Raw genomic sequence first — 19,350 nt, 5'->3', positions numbered from 1 at the left:
GAACGCAAACTGCTCCAGAGTATTTCTACGTTTCGGCGATAGAGTAGAGATGGTCCGGGCTTGCCGGCGGGCGCCCTGCATCGGCGCCTGCGCGGTGAATTGCCTCGCGCCGGGCCGTATGCGCCGCCGGCCGGCCCCGATCGCGGGAATTGGCCCCGAGGGTCCGCGCTGTCATGTCATCGTTATTGGTGTATGGCACAGACTTGCTGAATGGCAGGTGCTGATCTTTTGCAGTTGCGGTGTTTCCGGCCCTTGTGAGGCGTCAAGGCATTCGGAGACGAACTCCGGCAGATTATCCCGTAAGCACAGGATAAAAGCTGGAACAATTTGAGGAAGCACGCCGCCATCCTGCATGGATGCAGGTGTCGTGCATAGATCAGATGGTCCGGCAGTGTGGATGACGGGTCGGCGATGATGTCGGCCACAGGCAGCAACGGATGGAGAGTGGGACATGACGCAGGCAGATGACGTCCTGAATGAACGGATCGCGCGGATCGCGAAGATCGTCGACGATCAGTTCACCAACGCGCAGCGGTTGGCTAACAATCTGTCGGGTAGCAGCCAGACGATCGTCTCTACCCACGCGAACGAGGCCATCGACCGGTTTACGCGCAGCCAGGGAGCGCTGGTCGCGATCGACCCGCTGTCCATCGCCCAGGATTGGGTCGCGTATGTCGCGGACTCGGTGGAGCGCGGCGTGCTTTATCTCGACATCCTGCGCCAGCGCGGCAACAACTACCTCGCCCATGAGGCTGCCGGCATGCCCCCGGTGCTGGATTTCGAATACGAGACCATCGTGGACGGCCGTTCGCTGGCGCGCCCCGTCAATTACTCGCTGCTGCGCATCCTGCCGCCGGCGGGCGTGACGGTTGACGACACGAAGCGCCCCTTCGTGGTGATCGATCCGCGCGCGGGCCACGGCGCGGGCATCGGCGGCATGAAGCCCGTCAGCCAGGTCGGCGTCGCGCTGCACGCCGGTCATCCGTGCTACTTCGTGGTGTTCCGCCCGAAGCCTGAGCCCGGCCAGACCATCGCCGACGTCTGCGAGGCGGAAGGTCTCTTCCTGAACGAAATCGCCGAGCGTCATCCCAAGGCGCCGCGCCCGGTCGTGATCGGCAACTGCCAGGGCGGCTGGGCGAGCATGCTGCTCGCTTCCTCCAACCCGGAAAAGACCGGCGCGGTCGCGATCAGCGGTGCGCCGCTGTCCTACTGGGCCGGCAAGGAAGGCGGCAGCCCGATGCGGTATTCGGGCGGCCTCGGCGGCGGCGTGGTGCCGGCGCTCATTTCGTCCGACCTCGGCAACGGCGTGTTCGACGGCTCGGCGCTCGTGACCAACTTCGAGAACATGAGCCCCGGCAACACCTGGTGGAAGAAGTATTACAACCTCTACGCCAAGGTCGACACGGAAGGCCCGCGCTTCCTTGAGTTCGAGCGCTGGTGGTCGGGCTTCTTCTTCATGAACGAGGCGGAAATCCGCTGGATCGTGGAGGATCTGTTCATCGGCAACAAGCTGGGCACGGGCGTGTCCAAGCTCGGCCACAAGAACATCGACCTGCGCGACATCGCCTGCCCGGTGATCGTGTTCGCCTCGGTCGGCGACAACATCACCCCTCCGCAGCAGGCGCTGAACTGGATCGTCGACCTCTACGGCACGACGGAGAACATCAAGGCGCGCGGCCAGCGCATCATCTACATCGTCCACAAGACCATCGGCCACCTCGGCATCTTCGTGTCCGCGAAGGTCGCGGGCCGCGAGCACGGCGCCATCACCGACACCATCCAGGCGATCGAGGCGCTGGCGCCGGGTCTGTACGAGCTGGTGCTGGAGGACGGCGCGGACCGTCTGCACATCAGCCTTGAGCCGCGCACCATCGCCGACATCAAGGCGCTTGACGACGGGTTGTCGGAAGACGCCGCCTTCGCCGCCGTGGCGCGCTACTCGGAACTCGGCGCCCAGCTTTATGAGCTGACGCTGCGTCCGCTCATCCGTTCGCTGGTGACGCCGCAGACCGCGGATGCGTACTTCAAGTCGGCATGGCCGCGCGTGCAGCGCGTCGCGGTGTCGGATCAGAACCCCTTCGTTGCGCCGCTCGCGGGTGTGGCGGAGCAGGTGCGGCAGAACCGCCATCCGGCGAAGGCGGACAACCCGTTCATCGCGTTGCAGAACGTGTGGGCGGACGCCATCGAGAACACGCTCGACACTTTCCGCGATATCAACGATGCGTTCAAGGAATTCGCCTTCATCTCGATCTACAACACGCCCTGGATGCAGGAAGTCGGCCAGGAAGAGCTGCGCCGGCGTGCGGCCCAGAGCGACAATCGCGAGGCGGACATGCGCGCCCGCGCCGAGGTGCAGGCCATTCTGGCCCGCGTTGCCGACGGCGGTTTCGCCGAAGGCGTCGTGCGCATCCTGATCTTCCTCGCGCGCGCCCGTGGCGGCGCCGTGCGCCGCACCCGTCTGGCCCGTTCGGCCGAGGTGCTGACGCAGACGGCGCCCTTCGACAGCCTGAGCGAGCCCGCCCGCGCGCGTCTCATCCATGAGCAGAGCGTGATCGTGGAGCTGGAGCCCGAAGAAGCGCTCTCCACGCTGCCGGAATTGATCAGGGATGCGAACGAACGCCGCCGCGCGATCGACGTGGCGATCGCCATCGCAGGCCCGACGCGGGAGGAGATCGATCCGTCCGCGCTCGCCAAGCTGGAAGAGATCGAGGCCACTTTCGCCGCCGCCCCGCACACGCGTCCGGTCGCGGTCGCAGCCGCGGAATAACCGCCGACTGTTGAAGGAGACACGAGCATGACGGAAGTGACCACGGTTCGCAACACGACCTGGGACGAGCTCAAGGTCGGCGACGAAGCCTCGGTGGAGCGCACCGCCTCGGCGCAGGATTTCTACCTGTTCGCGCATGTGACGGGCAACATCAACCCGGCCAACCTGCCGGGCAACGAGGGGGCGCAGCCGCTTGCGCCCTCCATGTGGATCGGTTCGCTCATCTCGGCCGTGCTGGGCAACCGCCTGCCGGGGCCGGGCACGCTCTACCGGGTGCAGAACCTCGCGTTCCACGAGCGCGTGCATCTGGGCGAGAAGCTCATCGCCTCCGTGCGCTGCTCGGAAAAGGGCGACAAGCCGCATGCGATCTTCGAGACGCGTGTGACGAAGGAAAACGGTTCGCTGGTGGCCGAGGGCATCGCGGAAGTCGAGGCGCCGACGGAAACCATCGTGGCGGACGCCCGCGAACTGCCGGAACTGATCCTCGACGAGCACGACCATTTCGGCAAGCTGGTGGCCGTGGCGGCGCAACTGCCGCCGATGCCGACCGCCGTCATCTGCCCGGACGATCGCAATGCGCTCGGCGGCGCGGTTCTTTCCGCCCGCAAGGGGCTGATCGTTCCGGTGCTGATCGGCGATCGCGTGGCCATCGAGAAGGCGGCGCTGGATCTGGGCGTCGACATCAGCGGCTACAAGCTGATCGAGATCGAGAACCACAGCGCGGCGGCCGCCAAGGCGGTCGAACTGGTGCACACCGGCGAGGTGCGTGCCGTCATGAAGGGCAACATCCACTCGGACGAACTGCTCGCCCAGGTGGTGAAGAAGGACGGCGGCCTGCGCAGTTCGCGCCGCATCAGCCACACCTTCGTAATGGACGTGCCCACCCTCGACCACCTGCTGTTCATCTCGGATGCGGCGATCAACATCGCGCCGGACCTGCTGACCAAGGTTGACATCACCCAGAACGCGATCGATCTGGCCATCGCCTGCGGCGTCAAGGAGCCGCGCGTGGGCGTGTTGTCGGCGGTGGAAACGGTCAACGTCAACATCCCGTCGACGCTGGACGCCGCCGTGCTGTCCAAGATGGCCGATCGCGGCCAGATCCGTGGCGGCATCGTCGACGGCCCGCTCGCGATGGACAACGCCATCGATATGGAAGCTGCGCGCACCAAGGGCATCACCTCGCTGGTGGCCGGCCGCGCCGAAATCCTCGTGGTGCCGAACCTCGAGGCGGGCAACATGCTGGCGAAGGAACTCACCTTCGTGGCGCGCGGCGAAGCCGCCGGTCTCGTGCTGGGCGCCAAGGCGCCCGTGATGCTCACGAGCCGCGCCGACAACGACCGCGCTCGCCTGGCTTCGGCTGCGCTGGCGCAGCTCTATGATTACTGGCGCCGCAACGGCAAGGCTTTCGAGCCTGCCGAAAAGGCCGTCGCCGACGCTGCGGAATGATGCGATCGGGGCCGGTTCCGATGGGAACCGGCCCTTTTTCCGTGCACCGGCCATCGCAGATGCTTCAGCCCTGCCGCTCACTTTCGCGTTGCTAAAGGATATCCCATGTCCAAGACCCTGATCGTTCTGAATGCAGGCTCATCCTCCATCAAGTTCGTGGTGTTCGACGTTACCGAAGGCAAGCCGGTCAGTCTGGCGACGGGACAGGTCGAGGGCCTCGGCGCTTCGGTCACTCGTTTCTCGGCCAAGGACGGCGAAGGACAGTCGCTCGGCGAGAAGGATTTCGACAAGGCCAGCGGCGCGATCGCGAATCATGCGCATGCCGTCGATCTGATTCTCAAGTGGATCGAGGATACGTTCCCCGGCACGCAGGTTGTGGCTGTCGGCCATCGCGTGGTTCACGGCGGCGTGCGCTTCACGAAGCCGGTGCAGATCACCGACGAGGTGGTCGCGGAGCTGGAATCGCTGACGCCGCTGGCGCCCCTGCACCAGCCGCACAACGTCGCGGGCATCCGCGCCGCGCAGGCCGCGTTCCCCGGCGTGCCGCAGGTGGCCGTGTTCGACACGTCGTTCCACCGCAATCACCCCTTCGTCAACGATACGTTCGCGATCCCGCGCGAGTATTATAACGAGGGCGTGCGCCGCTACGGCTTCCATGGCGTATCCTATGAATATGTCACGCGCCGCCTGCGGCAGATCGCGCCGCTCGACGCGGAAGGGCGCGTGATCGTCGCGCATCTGGGCAACGGCGCTTCCATGTGCGCGGTGCGCTACGGCCATTCCATCGCGTCCACGATGGGTTTCTCGGCGCTCGACGGCCTGCCGATGGGCACCCGCTGCGGCAATCTGGACGCCGGCGTGCTGCTTTACCTGCTGGATCAGAAGGGCCTGTCGTCCTCCGAAATCCGCGAGATCCTGTATTCGAAATCCGGCCTTCTCGGCCTTTCCGGCATCTCGCAGGACATGCGCGACCTCGAAGCGTCGGACAAGCGCGAGGCGCGCGAGGCGATCGACTACTTCGTGTTCCGCGTGCGCCGTGAGGTAGGCGCGCTTTCGGCGGCGCTCGACGGCCTCGATGCGATGGTGTTCTGCGGCGGCATCGGCGAGAACTCCTGGCGCGTGCGCGAGCGCGTGCTGCAAGGCATGCAGTGGATCGGCATCGATCTCGACGAGGAAGCCAACCACCGCAACGCCCGCCTGATCTCCTCGCCTCTGTCGCGTGTGCGCGTCTACATCGTGCGCACCAACGAGGGCCTCATGATCGCCGAACACACGCTGACCGTGCTCGGCCTCGCGGCCCCGGAAATCCAGGCGTTCTCGATCGACGGCGGAGCGGGCACGCGTCCCGCCGCGTGAAGCGCCGGCGTGAAACGGGCGGGCCGCTTCGGCCCGCCTCAGTTTATGGATTGTCTGTCGGCGAGAACCTCTCGCGCACGTTCGCGATGCTCGGGTTTGATGGCGCCCGCTACCGCTCCGAAGGCCGCCGCGAGCACGGCGATATCGTCGCCGTAGCCGAAAAGGGGCAGGATGTCCGGCACCGCATCGAGCGGCAGGATAAAGTATCCCAGCGCGCCGAGCAGCAAATAGCGCACCCGCGCCGGTGTGTGAGGGTCCTTCACGCAGAAGAAGGCCGCGACGAGATCCTCGGCGAACGGCGCGTTATGGATAACGCGCCGCAGCGCCTTCCAGAAGGAGCGTGTAACACGCTCCTCCTCGCGCGCAGTGCGGCGCATCGCGTCCATTTCCTGCTTCGTCAACTGGCGGGAAAACAGGTCTTCCATTCCGGCGGTCTCCTCGAATGCCGTGCATGACATGGGGGAGGCGTGCCCGCAAGGCAAGGTGAGCCTTGACGATTTGGCGGCTCAACCGCTTTTCGAAGGGTATGCCCGTCGAAAAGCGGTTGACGCGAGCAGGCGCACCGGTCGGGGAGGGGGCGTCAGGGGCAGGGGTTGCTGTTGCGCTGATGGATCGCGTTGATGCGCTCCTCGATCTCCGGTGTGATGGCGATGTCGGCCGCGTCGATATCGGCCTTCAACTGTGCGATCGACGTCGCGCCGATGATCGTCGATGCAATGAACGGGCGCGTATGCACGAAGGCGATCGCGAATTGCGCCGCATCGATGCCGAGTTCCGCAGCCAGATCGAGATAGGCGTTGATGGCCGTTTCCGCGCCGGGCTTCTCGTAGCGTTGCAGGCGGTCGAAGAGGCGCTTGCGGGACCGCTCCGGCAGCGCGCCATCGCGATACTTGCCGGTGAGGTAGCCCTGCGCCAGCGGTGAATAGGCCAGCATGCCGATGTCTTCTCGCAGGGAGATTTCGGCAAGCCCCGTTTCGAATACCCGGTTGACGAGCGAATAGGCGTTCTGGATCGACTGCACGCGCGCCTGGCCACGGACCTCGGCGTGATGCAGGAACGTCATCAGGCCCCATGGCGATTCATTCGAAACGCCGATGTAGCGCACCTTGCCGGTTTTCACGAGATCATCGAGTACATCGAGGATTTCGGGAATCGGATTTTCCCGAACCGTGTTGCGCGTGTCTTGAAAAATGGTCGGCACCGAGCCGAAAGTCGAGACGGCGCGATCGGGAAAATGAAGCTGGTAGAGATCGATGTAGTCGGTCTGCAAGCGGGAGAGGCTCTTGTCCACCGCTTCGAAAATCTGCTTGCGGTTCAGCTCTGTCGGCGAACCATCGTCGCGGAACCAGGTGTTGGGCGAGCGCCCGGCCACCTTCGTCGCCAGAATGACCTTGTCGCGGTTGGCGCGCGCCTTGAACCAGGTGCCGATGATGCGCTCGGTGCTGCCCTGCGTCTCGGGCTTGGGCGGAATGGAATACAATTCCGCCGTGTCGAGAAAATTGATGCCGCGCTCCAGAGCGTAATCGAGCTGGGCGTGGCCTTCCGCCTCGGTGTTCTGCTCGCCCCACGTCATGGTGCCGAGCGTGATGCTGGGAATGGTGAGGTCCGTGCGGCCGAGCTTGCGATATTGTATCGACATTGTGACTCCAGAAGCGTGACGCGGGATCGACAGAATGCATGCGGCGCCGGGCTTTTTCCAGCCCCGCCAACGCAGACCTTCAGGGAAGCACGCGGATATTTGATTCATACGATCGATAAAGGGGATAAAACACCGGATCGCGCCGCTCCGCAAGATGCGCCTGAAACACCGCATCGCGGCACGCATTTTTCAGCGCGCGCGAAACAGCGGTGCTTCCAGCGCTATCGGGGCACCAGACGAAACGTGCTGGCGATGACAGGCGCGCTGACCGGGTGTTTCAGGCTGAAATGAAGATCGAACTCGCCCGAAGGCGCGATCATGTTATCGCTGACGGAGAACGACAATACGTCATCGATGCAGTCGCCGCGCTCGAAATCGGCCTTGATCTCGATCTTGTTGAGGGCGATCTCGATGTTACAGCGGTCGACGGGCGCGGCAAAGCGCATGGTTGCCAGCATGCGCGGCGGCGGGCGGTCGGCGATTTCGAAGTGCATGCGAACGCTTCTCGCGTCCTGCGCCCAGGCCCGTCCCGCCGCCGTTTCCGCGCCCCAACCGGAAACTTCGTAGAAAACGCTGTTTCGATGCGGCCCGGCGAAGGCAATGACCCGGCCGAGCGGATAGGTCATGGCCGTGGTGTCCGTCGCGCGCGGGTTGGCGGTGACGGAGCAAAGGCCGAGCCCCACGACACGCGCCCCGATGTCCGTCCCGAAATGACGGCAGTCGATGCCATCCTGACGCAAGCGGAAGGCGTTGAGGAAATCCAGCGTGCGCTTCGACATCGGTTCGCCCTGAATGGAGTAGACCGGTCCGTCATGACGGGCCAGCGCATCCCGGAACAGGTCGCCCATCCGGTTGCCGGGATCGGGGATCATGCCGATGTTGAAGAAGCGCGTCCGGTCGCCGAAATCGGCGATCACGTAGGTCGTCGGATCGCCGAGAAGCAGAAAGATGCCGTTCGAGTCCAGAATTTCCGCCGGCAGATGGGTGCGGGTTACGTCATAGGTCCAGACGGAATGACCGAAATCGCTCGGTCTGGTCCACGCGCCGATCGCGATCATCAGCGAACCCGCCGCCACCGCCAGCACCCGCGCCGGAATACGCAGGAGCACAAGCATGGCGATCAGCGCCGGCCCGGCGATGAGTTCGATGGGCGTCAGGTAGCGCTGGATGGCGAACAGGCCGATCCACAGCCCGTAGCCCGTCACGCTGAACAGCACCAGGGCGGCAGACCTTCCGCGGAAAGACGCGGCTGCGGGCAAAGTCCCTTGCGATATCCCGCCGGCTTGCGCCCTTGCGACACGCCACAGCGAAACGGCCAGCAGCGCGACCAGCAGAACGGACAGCACCGCGAAGCGCAGGTCCCGGAAGGGCAGTTCCGAAGACGGATGCAGCCCGACGACCCACTGGAAAGGATAGGAGAGCGCATCCGCCAGGCCCTCGGGCAGAAAGCGGCGGTCGACCGTATTCTCCGGCGGGTAGAAGGGGGATTTGAAGATGCTGTTATAGAAGGGAAAAATCGGACTGCCGAAATGGCGCCAGAGTTGATGGCTCCAGTAGCCGTTGGCCATCACGCCGCCGAGCGCGCCGCCCGACGCAAGAGCGGCGAAGGCGGGGAACCGCGCGCGCCAGCCGGCGATGGCCAGCAGGGCGACGACGGCACCGAGGGCGAAACCCGCGTTGGTCAACTTCAGACCGACCGATACGCCGAACAGCAAACCCGCGCCGAACAACAGCGCCGTGCGCCGATCGGGCGTGTCGGTCGCGATCAGCAGCAGGCACAGGCCGGCCAGAATCGGCAGCGACGCCAGGCTGTCGGCGAAGGAGCTGCCCGTTTCCGTCAGGAACATCGGCCCGAACACGCCGGCCGCGGCCCCGAGAAGCGCCATGACGCGGCGCGCCGGCAGGGATATGTCCGCGCCCTTCAGAACCAGAAGGCTCATGATGTAGAGCAGCGGAATGTTGAGCGCCTGAATCCAGGTGATGGCCACCGCCGCCCTGAACGGCGACATCATGGCGTTGAGCACGAAATGCGGCAGATAGAGAAACGGATTGAGGAACTGCTGCAAACCGGCGATATGGCGGAACGGCTCCTCCGACAGCGCGGCCGCGGTGGTGAACCTGTGATAGTTCATCAGGTCGTAGTTGATGTCCTGCCCGCGCCACCAGGTGAAGACGGACAGGCCGGTTGCCGCGACCAGCCATACCAGGACGGCGATCGCAAGGTCGGACCGCCAGGATTGGCGATCCCGTGGCGACGACGACGATCCGCTCATGTCATTCCGCCGGCAGCGGGGGCAGGGAAAGGTAGGCGAGGCGCTTGATCTCCTGCCGGCTTTGCGTGAGCATGTCGAGCATCATGCCGGTAAAGAAGGATATGATACCGGTAAGCACGAGGCCGATGCTCAGCACGGCCGTCGGCAGGCGCGGCACCAGCCCGGTCGCGAGATATTCCCCGATGACCGACACGCCGAAGCCGACGCCGATCCCCATGCCGAGCAGACCCAGGAAGCCGAAGAACCACAGCGGCCGTTCGTCCTTCACCAGTTTGGCGATCAGCATCAGGATGCGAAAACCGTCGCGATAGGTGCGCAGCTTGCTGGTTGAGTTCGCCGGCCGCTCGCCATATTCCGTCTCCACCTCCGTGCACGGCATGCGCAGTTCGAGCGCGTGAACGGCCAGTTCCGTCTCGGTTTCGAAACCGCGCGACAGAGCAGGGAAGGATTTGACGAAACGGCGCGAAAAAACCTTGTAGCCCGAAAGCATGTCCTGGAATTGACGCCCGAAGATGACGCTGACGAGCTTCGTCAACACGTAGTTGCCCAGCTTGTGCCCGGGCCTGTACGCATGCGAGGCCGTCGAAACGCGGGAGCCGTTGACGAGATCCAGCCGATCCTCGATCAGCCTGTCGATCAGCATCGGCGCGGCACTGGCGTCATAGGTGCCGTCGCCATCGGCCAGAACGTAGATATCCGCCTCGATGTCGGCGAACATCCGCCGCAGCACGTTGCCCTTGCCCTGCCGCGTCTCGCGTCTGACGGTCGCGCCGGCCCGGCGCGCGATGTCGGCGGTATCGTCGGAAGAGTTGTTATCGTAAACATAAATGACAGCGTGAGGCAGAGCTTTTCGAAAACTCTCCACCACGGAGTTGATCGATGCGGCTTCATTGTAACAGGGCAGGAGGACAGCGATTTTGTGGTAATCGCTATTGTTTCCACTTAAAGACATAAAAACATCTCCACCTGAAATGATGCCTGAATCACGTATTAATTATTTGAGATTCACGCTGCATCCATTATATTGCTAATAATATGAAGCACACGGCATGTAAAGGGCGCTGTACGCCCTCGACCGGTTATTGCGCCGGCCGCGTGGTATCCTTGGTTGAATCGATTTTTCGGTTGCTGCGGATGCGTGCGTCAGCGCACGATCTTCAGAGGTCGGTCCAGCGCCGCGAGCACGCGGGCGAGATCCGCCCCGCGCTTGAGAATGAGGCCGGAAGCCGCGATTGCGGCATATTGCCCCTGTTTGCGCGCAAGGCGCGGCGTCTTCTCGACTCTGTAAAGCGGCACTTCGGACGAGCGCCGGTATATGGAAAACACCGCCCTGTCGCGCAGGAAATCCAGAGCGTAGTCGCGCCATTCCCCGCCGGCGACCTTGCGTCCGTAAAGCCCGAAGATCAGCCGTAGTTCGCCCTGGTCGAAAGTGACCGCGGAGGGCTCTGCCGCCATGGGCGGCGGCGCTTCCGCGCGCGCCCTCAGGGATACGACCGCGCCGCCGGTCTCCGCCCGGCGACTGCCCTGCGAATCCTCGTCTTGTCCGGCATCCTCGCCGTCCGTCCCGCTCAATCGCCTCTCCCGCCCTGAAAACGACGGCATCAAGGGTGTCGCTGTCTCACCGCTGTCATGATGGCCGTCGCGGCGGCCACATGCAAGCGCCAAAGCGCCCCGCCATGATGCGCCGGATGCGGCGGTGAAATGCCCCGATATTGCCCCGTCGCGGGCAAGGCTTCGCCGCGATGCCGCCCCAATCGCCCGCGATAGTCGGCATCGTCATCCAGGTGGCCCGGCTGTTCGCTGTGCCGAGTTTCATAGCCCCCCAGCCCCTTCGGCAGGGCGCAAGTCGGGCCATCTGGATGCGACGGATCTCCCCCTCCCGATCTCTTCTCCGCATTTGATGAACCCGGCGCAAGGCCCGTTTCGCGGGCCTCACGGGCTGTTTTTCAATTCGTCCTTGAGTTTCAGGCGATTGGAATATAAAACAGCGGCTGCGCTTGCTGGATCTTCTCCAGAACAGGCAAAAAGCGGCCTTGTGCGCCGCAACACTTCTCAACCGCAAGGATGTGGAATTGAACCGCAGATCGGATATCCGGACACCGTATTACCTGATAGATAAGGAAAAACTTCTTCGCAATATGGAAGTAATAGCCAGATTGCGCGAGAGGTCCGGGGCAAAAGCTTTGCTGGCTTTGAAATGCTTTGCCACCTGGTCGGTGTTCGATCTGATGCGCGAGTACATGGACGGGACGACGTCTTCCTCGCTGTACGAGGCACGTTTGGGCCGCGAGAAATTCGGCGGCGAAACCCATGCCTACAGCGTGGCTTATGCCGATCACGAGATCGACGGGGTTCTCGCGCAGGCCGACAAGATCATTTTCAACTCCATCGGGCAGCTCACGCGCTTTTCGGCGCGGGCGGCGGCGCGCGGCGTGCGGCAGGGCCTGCGGGTCAATCCCGGCGTCAGCAGCTCCGGCTTCACGCTGGCCGATCCCGCGCGCCCCTTCAGCCGTCTGGGCGAATGGGACGTGGAGAAAGTGGAAGCCGTGATGGAGCGGATCTCCGGCTTCATGATTCACAACAATTGCGAGAATGCCGATTTCCCGCTGTTCGACCGGATGCTGGGGGAGATCGAGGCGCGCTACGGCGCGCTGCTCGGACGGCTCGACTGGGTGAGCCTCGGCGGCGGCATCCATTTCACCGGCGAGGGCTATCCGGTCGATGCCTTCGCGGACCGGTTGAAGGCGTTCGCCGACAGGTTCGGCGTGCAGGTCTATCTGGAGCCCGGCGAGGCCGCCATCACCAACAGCACCACGCTGGAGGTGACGGTGCTCGACACCCTGTTCAACGGCAAGAACCTCGCCATCGTCGACAGCTCGGTCGAGGCGCACATGCTCGACCTGCTGATCTACCGGCTGAGCGCGAAGATGAAGCCGAACGACGGCGCGCACATCTATCAGGTGTGCGGCAAGTCGTGCCTTGCCGGCGATATCTTCGGCGAGTTCAGCTTCGAGGCGCCGCTTCAGGCCGGCGACAGGCTGTCCATCGAGGATGCGGCCGGTTATACGATGGTCAAGAAGAACTGGTTCAACGGCGTCAAGATGCCGTCGATCGTCGTTCGCCAGCTCGACGGCACGCTGGATGTCGTCAGGGAGTTCGGCTTTGAGGATTTCGCCGGCAATCTCTCCTGAGAGCGCCGCGAATATCGCAGTTTACCCCACGAAAACGGAGAACCCCGCGTGAAATGAAAAAGAATGTCCTCATCATTGGTGCTGGAGGTGTAGCACAGGTCGTCGCCCACAAGGCCGCCCAGAACAACGACGTTCTCGGCGAGCTTCATATCGCTTCGCGCAGCGTCGCGAAATGTGAGGCGATCATCGCGAGCGTCAGGGAAAAGGGCAGCCTGAAGGTGCCCGGCGTGCTGAAGGCGCACGCGCTCGACGCGCTCGACATCGAGGCGACGAAGGCGCTGATCCGCGAGACGGGCGTGCAGATCGTCATCAACGTTGGCTCTGCCTTCATCAACATGTCGGTGCTGCGCGCGGCTATCGACACCGGCGTCGCCTACATCGACACGGCCATTCATGAGGACCCGGCGAAGATCTGCGAAACGCCGCCGTGGTACGCCAATTACGAGTGGCATCACGCGCAGGAATGCGCCGAGAAGGGCATCACCGCCATCCATGGCGCGGGCTTCGATCCCGGCGTCGTCAACGCCTATGCCGCGCTCGCCGTTGCGGATTATTTCGATCACGTCGATTCGATCGACATCATCGATATCAACGACGGCAGCCACGGGCGCTATTTCGCCACCAACTTCGACCCCGAGATCAATTTCCGGGAGTTCACGGGCCAGGTCTATTCGTGGCAGAACGGCGCGTGGCAGACGAACCGGATGTTCGAGATCAGCCGTACAGACGACCTGCCCGTGGTAGGCGCGCAGACGACGTATCTCTCCGGCCATGACGAGCTTCATTCGCTCTCCCGCAACCTGCCGGTGAAGGATATCCGCTTCTGGATGGGCTTCGGCGAGCATTATATCAATGTCTTCACGGTGCTGAAAAATCTCGGCCTGCTGTCCGAGCAGCCGGTGAAGACGGCCGAAGGGCTGGAAGTCGTGCCGCTCAAGGTGGTGAAGGCGGTGCTGCCCGATCCCTCGTCGCTTGCGCCCGATTATGTCGGCAAGACCTGCATCGGCGATCTGGTGAAGGGCACGAAGGACGGCGCGGCGCGCGAGATCTTCATCTACCAGATCTGCGACCACAAGGAATCGTATGAGGAAGTCGGCAGCCAGGCGATTTCCTACACGGCCGGCGTGCCGCCCGTCGCGGCGGCGATGCTGGTCGCCACCGGCGCGTGGGACGTGAAGCGGCAGGTCAATGTCGAGGAACTGCCGCCGCACCCGTTCCTCGATCTGCTGAACCGCATCGGCCTGCCGAATCGTATCCGGGACGAGAAAGGCGACCGCCCGCTGGATTTCACGCAGGCGGAAGACGGCCGCTGGAGCGTCGCCGGCGGCGCGTGACGCGATCGGGTTCAGGGAAGCGGGGCGCTGTGGCGTCCCGCTTTCTCTTTTGGGCCGTCATCGGGCGCCCCGAACGCCTCTATCGCCTCGCGCCGTCGGCGTCGAACCGTTTCAGATAGGCGATCAGGTCGGCGATCTCGCTGTCCTTCTTCAGGCCGGGAAACACCATGCGGTTGCGCGGCACCTTCCCGCGCGGGTCGCGCAGGTAGGCGGCCAGCGTTTCCTCGTCCCAGGTCAGGCCGGAACCCTTCATGGCGGGAGAATACGCATATTTGTCGATGCTCGCGGCGGGGCGGCCGACGATGCCGTTGAGTTGCGGGCCGACGAGATTGCGCGCCCCTTCGCCGACCTGATGACAGGCGCGGCACTTGACGAAAAGGCGCTCGCCCGCGGCGGCGTCCTGCGCCCGCGCCGGAGCGATCAGGATTGCGAGTGCCGAAAGCGAAACGATGGCGACAAAGGTTCTCATGACGATGCGATCGTACCCGGAGCAGGAACCATAATCCTCTAAAGGATCGTCGCGCCGGACGCCAATGCGCGGATCAGCGCAGGGGTTAAAGCGTTTTCAAGCAAAGTGGATACCGCTTTGCGTGAAGAAAACGCGTAAAGTCAATAAGATAGGGCATTTCGGCGTTTCAACGAAACGCCGAAATGCCCTAGGCAGTTTGCGTTCAGGTCGATCCGTCGCATTGAACGCGAGTTGCGGTGGAATATGGAATTGAGAGCGGCGTGACGATTCCCCTTGAATGCATCCCGCTTCAGGCGATGGGCGCCACGTTCGGATCGGCCATCGTCGCGGCGTGTGCGGCGATGTCATGGCCGGCGACGCGAAGCCCTTCCGCGATCTCCGCCAGCGGAACGAGAACGAAAGCGCGTTCGAGGAGATACGGATGGGGCAGGGTCAGCGTGTCGCTGTCGATCGTCCGGCCGGCATAATCGAGCAGATCGATGTCGATGATGCGCGGCCCCCATTTGCGCGTGCGCTCGCGGCCCATCGCGCTTTCAACCGAAAGGCATGCTTCCAGCAGCGCATGCGGGGGCAGGTCGGTATCGACGGCGGCGCAGGCGTTCACGAACCAGTCCTGATCGGTGTCGCCCCATGGCGCGGTGCGGTAGTCGCGCGACCGGGCGACCAGCGCGATGCCGGGAACGGATGCGAGCCGCGCCAGCGCCTCGGCGATCATGGCGCGTTTGTCGCCCATGTTGCTGCCGAGGCCGAGATAGGCGCGCGCCGTCATCGCCTCACGCCCCCGCACGAATGCGGGTGATCTCCACGGCGACGGTATCGAGAACGGCGGGCACCGGCGCGGCCGGCTTTTCGACGCGCACGGTAGCGCGCACGATGCGCGGGATCGTCGCCAGAAGGGCGGAGGCGATGGCCTCCGCCAGCCCCTCGATGATGTGGAAACGCTGCGCGGTGGCGACCTGTTGCACGGTTTCCGTCATCCGGGCGTAGCAGGCCGTGCTGTTCCAGTCGTCGTTGCGCCCCGCCTCGCGCAGATCGAGCCCGACATCGAGCGAGACGAAGAAGCGCTGCCCGAGCCGCGCCTCCTCATCGTGCAGGCCGTGATAGGCGAAGAGAGCGATGCGGCTGACGATGATGCGGTCGGCGGGAAGGGAAGCGCCGGGAGATTGCGGGTTGCTGGACAATGATCAGACTTTCCGTACCGGATAGACATGCCCCGAGATGAGCCGGTGATACAGCAGGGCGAAAACGACGATGACGATGGCGCCGGCCGCCACGGGGGTGACGAGATACCACGGGCCGTGGCCACCGCCAATGACGAGAACGGGATTGCCCGCGCCCGGCGGATGCAGCGTGCCGGTGATCGCCATGGCCAGGATTGCCAGGCCCACGCCCGCCGCCATCGACAGGGGCGTCTGCCCGAACAGCCACAACGCCACGAGACCGGATGCGGCGGAGAGCAGATGCCCGCCGATGACATTGCGCGGCTGTGCGAGCGGGCTCTGGGGCAGCGTCAGCACCAGCACGCACGATGCGCCGAAAGACGCCATCACCAGCAGCAGATGGGCATGCTGCCCGATGCTCGCCAGCGTGAAGATGACGAGCGCGCTGCATCCGCCGATCGCAAGGCCCTCCTGCGTTCGCCGTATCGCGGGATAGGCGCGCAGTCTCACCAGATAATCGAACACGGGACGATGCATGAAGGGGCCTCGCCTGGATACGGCAATTTCTTTCACGGCGTTGAAATGGCCCGGAGCCTGTCGGGCGGTCAGCCCTGCTTGCGCACCCGGATGATCTTGAAGAAGCCCATCGGAAAGGCGGGGCGCACCTCGATCAGCGTCGCGTCAGGGTGCCGTTCCGCCCAGGCCTCGATGCGGTGCGTCTTGAAGGCCGAGCTCCAGCCCAGCTTGCGCACCGCCGGCGCGACGGCTTCCTCGGCGCGGGCGATCGGGCCGTCGGCGACGCCGAAATGGTTGGCCAGGATGATCTCGCCGCCGGGACGCAGCACGCGCAGGAATTCGTCCAGCGCGCCTTCGGGATGCGGCACGAGCGTGATCAGGAATTGCGCCACCACGGAATCGAACGCGTTATCGGGAAAGCCGAGCCGGCATGCGTCCATCACCGTGAGCAGGCGGACATGGGAGAGCCCGTTCTTCGCCACCTTGTCCTGCGCCCTGCGCAGCATATGCTCCGACAGATCGAAGCCGATGACGTTGGCGGAAGCCGGATAATCGCCGAGGGAAAGGCCGGTGCCGACGCCCGCCTCCAGAACGTTGTTGCCGCAGGCGAGCGCGGCCGATACGGCTTCCTGCCGGGCGGAAGCGGTCAGGCCGTCATAGACGAAATCGTAGATGGGCGCCCAGCGCGCATAGGTCTTGCGCATCAGCGAGGTGTTGGGGCCGTCGGCGATCGTGCTCATTCACAAGGTTTCCGTTACGGTTGCGAGCGGGGAGGCGGTGACGGGCGGCACCGCGAGCGGAACGGGCGAGCGCGTGCGCCGGATGGTGCCGCCGCCGAGAACGCGCGCGCGTGGCTCGTTGTTTTCATAGATGACGCACGCCTGCCCCGGCGCGACGCCCGTTTCGGCGACCGGCAGCGTGATGACGGGGCCGTCGCCGGTCATTTGCAGGAATGCCGGGTGGGGCGGCCGCGTGGAGCGCACGCGCACCGCGACCTCGAGCGGGTCGTCGCCCGGCAGCAGGGGCGTGTCGCCGATCCAGTTGAGATCGCCCAGCGTGATGGCGCTCGTCGCCAGCATGTCGCGCGGGCCGACGATGACGCGCGCGTTCTCGGCGTCGAGCTTCACGACATAGAGCGGCTCCCCGGTGGAAAGGCCGAGCCCCTTGCGCTGGCCGACGGTGAAATGGATGATGCCGTTGTGCCGGCCGAGCACCCGCCCGTCCGCATGGACGATATCGCCCGGCAGCACCGCCCTGGGGCGCAGCCGCTCGATGATGTCCGCATAGCGGCCGTTGGGAACGAAGCAGATGTCCTGACTGTCGTGCTTGTCGGCGATTTCGAGGCCGAACTCGCGCGCCAGCGCCCGCGTCTGCGGTTTCGTCAGGTCGCCGAGCGGAAAGCGCAGCAGCGAAAGCTGCTCCGCCGTGGTGGCGTAGAGAAAATAGCTCTGGTCGCGGTCGGGATCGGCGGCGCGATAGAGCGCCCGCCCGCCCGCCGCGCCGGGAAGCCTGCGGCTCGCGACGTAATGGCCGGTGGCGAGCGCGTCCGCACCCAGGTCGCGCGCGGTGTCCAGCAGTTCGGTGAACTTGATCGACCGGTTGCATTCCACGCAGGGGATCGGGGTTTCACCGTTGAGATAGCTGTCGGCGAAGCGCTCGATGACCGCATCGCGAAAACGCGATTCGTAGTCGAGCACATAATGCGGAATGCCGATTCGCTCCGCCACCCGGCGCGCGTCGTGAATGTCCTGCCCGGCGCAGCATGCGCCCTTGCGATGGATGGCCGCGCCGTGGTCGTAGAGCTGGAGGGTGATGCCGATCACATCGTAGCCTTCGCGGGCCAGCATGGCCGCGACCACCGAGGAATCGACGCCACCGGACATCGCCACGACGACCCGCGTGTCGCGCGGGGCCGTGGGCAGATCAAGACTGTTCAACATCACTTCCGCCTTTTGCGCACCCTCGCGGATGCGCGCGTCGCCGCTCCTATAGCAGTTTGCGCTCAATTTGAGTACCAGATTGAATGCAAGATGCGAAAAATACATCAATCAGAGTGGTTTGCGCGCTATTCTCCGACTGAGGCCCGCAGGCCGACCGCTCTGGAGGCCGCCGGCGACCATGGGCAGGGTGAGGATTTGCCCAAACCGACCGACTCCAGATACTCGCGCCACAGATACTCGCGTCACAGATACTCGCGCCATGCGGTTCCCGCCAGCCCCGCGATGCGAAACCGCTCCCGTCCCGCGACGCGGGCGCAGCCGGCAACAGGGCATTATCCATCTTTCCGGCCCGCCGGCGCAAGCGAAAGCATGGGCGCAGCCTTTAGGCAATTCTTAAAGGGAACCCCTTAGCGTCACGGATCGACATGGATCGGTCGGGAAAGCCCGTTGCACCGGATCGCTCCTGTCGGATCTGTCGAACTGGGTCAGTCAGAAATTTTGTGAGCGTATCAATGACCGAACTTTTTCGCCCGCGTGCAAAATACGTCATCGGACCGGACGGCAGTCCGTTGACGATCGCAGATCTTCCGCCGACATCCACCAAGCGGTGGGTCATCCGGCGCAAGGCCGAGGTGGTGGCGGCCGTCCGCGGCGGCCTTCTCAGCCTGGAGGAAGCCTGCCAGCGTTACACCCTCACGGTTGAGGAATTTCTGAGCTGGCAGCAATCCATCGACGAGCACGGCCTTGCCGGGCTGCGCACCACGCGCATCCAGCATTACCGCCAATAGGGCGATGCAGCCGCCGGCCTGCGCGACAACGGGCGAAACGGCTTGCCGAATACTGCACGAAAGCGAAGAAACGGGACCGCCTTACGGAAAGAACGCCTTCCAGCCGGATGGAATCATCCGATCGATCGGGAGCCGCTCCGAGGAAAGAACCCCGGAGCATTTTTCGATGCGGCGAACAGGCGATCAAAGCAACATGGCCAGCCGGACGATTGGTCCGCTGGCCATTTTTGCGTTTCCGTTAGAGCGGCGTGCATTCAAGTGGAATCGTCACGCCGCTCTAAACTCTATATTTTACCGCAACTTGCATCCAATTCGATGGATCGATTTGAACGCAGACTGCTCTAGGGTCGAGACTCAACGCAACCAGCATGTGACGAGCGCCGCGAGGCATAGAGAAGCGAGATAGTTTCTGGCCAGCTTGTCGTATCTGGTTGCGATGCGCCTGAAATCCTTGAGGCGGCAGAACAT

At 64.1% G+C, this 19,350-nt stretch carries 17 protein-coding genes and 1 pseudogene; 6 read left to right on the top strand and 12 right to left on the bottom strand.

The genetic code is table 11. From position 1 onward, the window contains the following. The first annotated feature begins 451 nt into the window (after positions 1-451). The 3 genes from ACOYJQ_RS00090 (at position 452) to ACOYJQ_RS00080 (ending at position 5,572) form a co-directional block, all read left to right on the top strand. The gene (locus ACOYJQ_RS00090; RefSeq protein WP_433455309.1) at positions 452-2,767 is read left to right on the top strand and encodes a DUF3141 domain-containing protein; all 2,316 of its coding nucleotides are present in this window, start codon (positions 452-454) and stop codon (positions 2,765-2,767) included. A gap of 27 nt (positions 2,768-2,794) precedes the next feature. After that, positions 2,795-4,216 (top strand): bifunctional enoyl-CoA hydratase/phosphate acetyltransferase, encoded by a 1,422-nt coding sequence (locus tag ACOYJQ_RS00085; protein WP_433455307.1) that lies wholly within the window; start codon positions 2,795-2,797, stop codon positions 4,214-4,216. Positions 4,217-4,321: 105 nt separating this feature from the next. Then, the gene (locus ACOYJQ_RS00080; protein WP_433455305.1) at positions 4,322-5,572 is read left to right on the top strand and encodes an acetate/propionate family kinase; all 1,251 of its coding nucleotides are present in this window, start codon (positions 4,322-4,324) and stop codon (positions 5,570-5,572) included. Positions 5,573-5,610: 38 nt separating this feature from the next. Here ACOYJQ_RS00080 and ACOYJQ_RS00075 read toward each other — a convergent pair whose 3' ends face one another. The 5 genes from ACOYJQ_RS00075 to ACOYJQ_RS00055 form a co-directional block, all read right to left on the bottom strand. Continuing rightward, entirely contained in the window at positions 5,611-5,958 is a 348-nt protein-coding gene (locus tag ACOYJQ_RS00075) for a YkvA family protein (protein WP_433456375.1), read from the bottom strand. A gap of 194 nt (positions 5,959-6,152) precedes the next feature. Then, positions 6,153-7,205: an aldo/keto reductase gene (locus ACOYJQ_RS00070; protein WP_433456373.1), complete on the bottom strand. Its 1,053-nt coding sequence runs from the start codon at positions 7,203-7,205 to the stop codon at positions 6,153-6,155. Between the two features lie 227 nt (positions 7,206-7,432). Beyond that, complete coding sequence (locus tag ACOYJQ_RS00065; protein ID WP_433455303.1) at positions 7,433-9,484, bottom strand: hypothetical protein; 2,052 nt, start codon at positions 9,482-9,484, stop codon at positions 7,433-7,435. Between the two features lies 1 nt (position 9,485). After that, entirely contained in the window at positions 9,486-10,436 is a 951-nt protein-coding gene (locus tag ACOYJQ_RS00060) for a glycosyltransferase (protein WP_433455301.1), read from the bottom strand. 191 nt (positions 10,437-10,627) lie between these two features. Beyond that, complete coding sequence (locus tag ACOYJQ_RS00055; RefSeq protein ID WP_433456371.1) at positions 10,628-10,939, bottom strand: DUF2794 domain-containing protein; 312 nt, start codon at positions 10,937-10,939, stop codon at positions 10,628-10,630. Between the two features lie 635 nt (positions 10,940-11,574). On the opposite strand from ACOYJQ_RS00055, the gene nspC reads away from it, so the two are divergent. Both nspC and ACOYJQ_RS00045 read left to right on the top strand, forming a co-directional pair. Further along, a complete protein-coding gene (gene nspC / locus ACOYJQ_RS00050) occupies positions 11,575-12,675 on the top strand; it encodes a carboxynorspermidine decarboxylase (RefSeq protein WP_433456369.1) in 1,101 nt (366 codons plus the stop codon). A gap of 53 nt (positions 12,676-12,728) precedes the next feature. Continuing rightward, positions 12,729-14,009 carry a saccharopine dehydrogenase family protein gene (locus tag ACOYJQ_RS00045; RefSeq protein ID WP_433455299.1) on the top strand — a complete coding sequence of 427 codons (1,281 nt, stop codon included), beginning with the start codon at positions 12,729-12,731 and terminating at the stop codon, positions 14,007-14,009. Positions 14,010-14,088: 79 nt separating this feature from the next. Here ACOYJQ_RS00045 and ACOYJQ_RS00040 read toward each other — a convergent pair whose 3' ends face one another. From ACOYJQ_RS00040 to mnmA, 6 genes are all read right to left on the bottom strand, one after another. Continuing rightward, positions 14,089-14,478, bottom strand: coding sequence for a c-type cytochrome (locus ACOYJQ_RS00040; RefSeq protein WP_433455297.1), 390 nt, complete (start codon positions 14,476-14,478; stop codon positions 14,089-14,091). Between the two features lie 289 nt (positions 14,479-14,767). Next, positions 14,768-15,247: a 2-amino-4-hydroxy-6-hydroxymethyldihydropteridine diphosphokinase gene (gene folK, locus ACOYJQ_RS00035; RefSeq protein WP_433455295.1), complete on the bottom strand. Its 480-nt coding sequence runs from the start codon at positions 15,245-15,247 to the stop codon at positions 14,768-14,770. A gap of 4 nt (positions 15,248-15,251) precedes the next feature. Continuing rightward, positions 15,252-15,659, bottom strand: a complete 408-nt coding sequence (gene folB / locus ACOYJQ_RS00030) for a dihydroneopterin aldolase (RefSeq protein ID WP_433455293.1) — start codon at positions 15,657-15,659, stop codon at positions 15,252-15,254. Between the two features lie 3 nt (positions 15,660-15,662). Next, positions 15,663-16,175, bottom strand: coding sequence for an HPP family protein (locus ACOYJQ_RS00025; protein WP_433455291.1), 513 nt, complete (start codon positions 16,173-16,175; stop codon positions 15,663-15,665). A gap of 68 nt (positions 16,176-16,243) precedes the next feature. After that, complete coding sequence (locus ACOYJQ_RS00020; protein ID WP_433455289.1) at positions 16,244-16,894, bottom strand: class I SAM-dependent methyltransferase; 651 nt, start codon at positions 16,892-16,894, stop codon at positions 16,244-16,246. Further along, positions 16,895-18,091: a tRNA 2-thiouridine(34) synthase MnmA gene (gene mnmA / locus ACOYJQ_RS00015; RefSeq protein ID WP_433456367.1), complete on the bottom strand. Its 1,197-nt coding sequence runs from the start codon at positions 18,089-18,091 to the stop codon at positions 16,895-16,897. Positions 18,092-18,606: 515 nt separating this feature from the next. Between mnmA and ACOYJQ_RS00010 the strand changes: the two genes are divergently transcribed. Next, the gene (locus ACOYJQ_RS00010; RefSeq protein ID WP_433455287.1) at positions 18,607-18,882 is read left to right on the top strand and encodes a DUF1153 domain-containing protein; all 276 of its coding nucleotides are present in this window, start codon (positions 18,607-18,609) and stop codon (positions 18,880-18,882) included. A 354-nt stretch (positions 18,883-19,236) separates the two neighbouring features. Here the strand turns inward: ACOYJQ_RS00010 and ACOYJQ_RS00005 are convergent. Beyond that, positions 19,237-19,350, bottom strand: a pseudogene (locus ACOYJQ_RS00005) (IS5/IS1182 family transposase); the annotation flags it as partial.

The sequence above is a fragment of the Pseudochelatococcus sp. genome (genome assembly GCF_050946405.1).
GTDB lineage: Bacteria > Pseudomonadota > Alphaproteobacteria > Rhizobiales > Beijerinckiaceae > Pseudochelatococcus.
The sequence above is the reverse complement of the archived record's forward strand: the minus strand, read 5'-3'. Positions and strand labels throughout refer to the sequence as shown.